The following is a 3,157-nucleotide window of genomic DNA, read 5'->3' as shown; positions in this document are numbered from 1 at the left end:
GCAGCAGCGATTGCTGGAGCTGGATGCCCTTGGCGTGCATCTCGCGCGCCCGATAAGCCAGCACGCTTTGAATCGTGTTGGTGAGGTGAACGCGCTCTTGTGATTGCCGGATCCGGCCAGAGGCCAGGCGCGCGATCTGTTGGCACCAGATGCCAGTCTGGCGTGCACGGTCAATTTCATCGCGCAAGGTGCGCAGGCCGGCGCGATCGATGCGGCCTGTGGTGGTCAGGGTTGTGACCCGTTCCAGCGCCGCTGTCAGCGGTTCGGCCAGCTCTCGACCGACTTGCCCCAGCAGTTCTTGCCAGCGCGCCAGTTCAGTGTCATCAGGTTCACCCTGCGGTCCTGCGAGCACCTCAGACGGCTGTGCATAGGAAGGACGGGAGGGGACTGCGTTCATGGCCTGCGATTTTTGATACTGTCGCAGTCTTGTCGGTGTGCGGAAGGCTTGTCCATCCCACGCATGGGTGAGAGGTGGTGTCCTTTGCATAATGAGCAAATGTTCAGATTTTCTTCAGGCTTTCGCGTTGTGACGAGGCTTCATGTGGCGCTGGCTTTGACCTGCGTGGCGTTGACGTCAGCTTGCTCGCCGGCTTTGAATTGGCGTCAGGTGAAGCCGGAGGCTGCCGATGGTTTGGTCGCGCTGTTTCCTTGCAAACCCGATGCGCATGTGCGCGAGATGGCCTGGCCCGGCATGAGTACCCCGGCGGCCATGCACATGCTGTCTTGTCAGACCGAGGAGGGCACCTGGGCGGTGAGTTACCTGACGTTGCCGGATGCGGCGCTGGTGCCGCCTGCCTTGGATGAATGGACGGCGATGATGCGTCGCAATCTGGGCGCGGCCAATCAGATGGCAGGTCAGAGCGGGGCGCCAGTTGAAAAGGATCTGGGGGCGATTCAGGTGCCCCGCATGACGCCGATGCCGCAGGCGCATGGCTGGCAATTCCAGGCTCAGCGCCCAGATGGTTTGGGGCGACCGATGGACATGGACATTCGGACGTGGCATTTTTCCCACGGAATGACCGTGTTCCAGGCGTCGGTGTGGCGCCCTGCCGTGGTCGTCAAAGGCCAAAGCAGTGAAGATGTGGCGGAAGCTTTTTTCCGTGGGCTCCAATTTCCCGGCTGAGATGCCGATAATCCAGGTTGTATGGCAGGCCTTTTCATCATTGCGCACGCACCACTGGCTTCAGCTTTGAAGCTGGCAGCGCAGCATTGCTTCCCGGAGGCCGCCGAGTCCTTGCAGGCGCTGGATGTGCCGCCCAACCTGCCCCCCGACGAAGTCGAAGCCCAGGCGCGGCTCTTTTTGAATCGCGCGCTGGAAGGGGACGCCCGAGGTGAGGCGCTGGTGTTGACCGACGTGTTCGGTGCCACGCCCTGCAACTGCGTTCAGCGACTGGCCGATGGTGTCCACGTCAAGGTGGTCACCGGGGCCAATGTGCCGATGCTCTGGCGGGCCTTGAATTACGCCGGGGAGCCCCTGGAGACCCTGATCACCCGTGCGGTGGCAGGTGGCGCGCAGGGGGTCATGCAGATTGCCACCAGCAGGCCCCACAACCAGGTCAGTCAACCCACATCACATGATCAAGACCACCGTCACCATCAGCAATAAGCTGGGCCTGCATGCGCGCGCATCGGCCAAATTGACCAAGCTGGCCAGCAGCTTCCCCTGCGAGGTTCACATGAGCCGCAATGACCGCCGCGTGAATGCCAAAAGCATCATGGGTGTGATGATGCTCGCTGCAGGGCTGGGTTCCACCGTGGAACTGGAGTGCGATGGTGCCCGTGAAGAAGACGCCAGCAAAGCCCTGACAGCCCTGATCAACGACAAGTTCGGTGAGGGCGAGTAAACCCTAGGTTTTCTGCCCCTTCATTCGGGCGTACGCGTGCCGATGTTGGTCGGGTGTGTGACATTTTGTGTCGCTACTTGGAGACATCACCCCCCCGTGATCGTGCGAGGCAAGGCACAGTAGGTGTCCCCATTCGGGACAGTGGGCCCAGAGCTCACCTGAAAATAACCGCTTGTCAGTCAGATAGTTTCAAGGAGTCGTGATGGCCCGCCACAGCAATCGTTCCCATACTTCATCGCCCTGGATGACCGCCTCGGTGCTGGTTCTGGCAGTGGCTGGTGCCACGCAAGCCATGGCGGCAGAAAACGGCCTGCAGCGTTATTCTCCTGGCGTTGGCGGCAGCGACATGACCACGCCACTGGTGCCTGGGTGGTATGTGCAGATGCCGATGGTCGCGTATCACGCCAACAAGCTGAAGGGTGGCGACGGCAAGGATGCGACGAGCAGTGCCGTCGTTCCTCCACCGTCTGGGCAGGCGGGACTTTTCAATGCAATCGGCTATCCCAACGGAGCCCCCGTCACCTATAAGACCAATATCAAGGCAGATACGCAGGCTTTGCTGCCTCGCGTGACCTTCCTCGGTACGGATCGTTTGTTGGGTGCCAATGTGGGCTATACCGCCATGTTGCCGTTGGTGCGTCGAAAGGTCGCGTTGTCGGCTTCGGATATCAACGTCTCCAGCGGGTTTGTGACCAACCTGACCGGGGCCGTAGGGGCTACTCAGGCCAACGGAGCTGTTGCGAGCATTCAGCAAGGTGTGGGCGATCGTGCTGCTGCTGCTGGCAATTCGACCTACGGCATTGGTGATCTGGAAGTGTCGCCAGTCTTGCACTGGGAAATTGGCGATCATCAGGCTGTGACCTTCGCGCCCACCCTGGTTCTGCCCACTGGTGATTACGACGTCAGGCAGCGTGCCAACGCTGGCTACGGCAACTTCTTCACCTTCCGCCCGTCCGTGCAATACGCCTTCATCGGCGATGGCTGGGACATTGGCGGTCGCGCTGTGCTGTCCTTCAACACGCGCAACAAGGACAACGGCTACTACTCCGGCAGCATGTTCAACCTGGATTGGCAGCTGATGAAGTTCGTCAGTGACGACGTGCGTGTGGGCCTGCAGGGCTACTTCGTACGCCAGCTGAGCAAGGACACCCAGGATCTGACCGGCTTCACCTCGGCGCAGATCACTGCGCTGGGTGGCCCCAAGGAAATCATCAATGGCAACAAGGCCAGCGTGAACGCTGCTGGCCCGGCCATTGGCTGGTTGAAGAACGGCGGCGAGATGCTGCTGGAAGGCAAGTTCCTCAAGGAATTCG

Annotated in this window: 4 protein-coding genes and 1 pseudogene; 4 read left to right on the top strand and 1 reads right to left on the bottom strand. The window is 60.8% G+C overall.

The genetic code is table 11. From position 1 onward, the window contains the following. A pseudogene (locus EPO09_RS05445) lies at positions 1–397 on the bottom strand (hypothetical protein); the annotation flags it as partial. 129 nt (positions 398–526) lie between these two features. Between EPO09_RS05445 and EPO09_RS05440 the strand changes: the two are divergent. From EPO09_RS05440 to EPO09_RS05425, 4 genes are all read left to right on the top strand, one after another. Continuing rightward, the gene (locus EPO09_RS05440; RefSeq protein ID WP_290640964.1) at positions 527–1,123 is read left to right on the top strand and encodes a hypothetical protein; all 597 of its coding nucleotides are present in this window, start codon (positions 527–529) and stop codon (positions 1,121–1,123) included. Between the two features lie 21 nt (positions 1,124–1,144). Further along, positions 1,145–1,606 carry a PTS fructose transporter subunit IIA gene (locus EPO09_RS05435; protein ID WP_290640962.1) on the top strand — a complete coding sequence of 154 codons (462 nt, stop codon included), beginning with the start codon at positions 1,145–1,147 and terminating at the stop codon, positions 1,604–1,606. Continuing rightward, positions 1,575–1,844, top strand: a complete 270-nt coding sequence (locus tag EPO09_RS05430) for an HPr family phosphocarrier protein (protein WP_290640960.1) — start codon at positions 1,575–1,577, stop codon at positions 1,842–1,844. The genes EPO09_RS05435 and EPO09_RS05430 overlap by 32 nt, the downstream gene beginning before the upstream one ends. 202 nt (positions 1,845–2,046) lie before the next feature. Further along, the coding region (locus tag EPO09_RS05425) for a transporter (protein ID WP_290640958.1) at positions 2,047–3,157 on the top strand (1,111 nt) is incomplete at its 3' end.

Source organism: Aquabacterium sp. (genome assembly GCF_004297345.1).
Classification (GTDB): domain Bacteria; phylum Pseudomonadota; class Gammaproteobacteria; order Burkholderiales; family Burkholderiaceae_C; genus Aquabacterium.
Note: the sequence above shows the minus strand (reverse complement) of the source record. Positions and strands in the feature narration are given on the sequence as shown.

Excerpts from the sequence above, each read along its gene's own strand:
- EPO09_RS05435 (WP_290640962.1), top strand. The coding sequence starts at position 1,145 with ATGGCAGGCCTTTTCATCATTGCGCACGCACCACTGGCTTCAGCTTTG.
- EPO09_RS05430 (WP_290640960.1), top strand. The coding sequence starts at position 1,575 with ATGATCAAGACCACCGTCACCATCAGCAATAAGCTGGGCCTGCATGCG.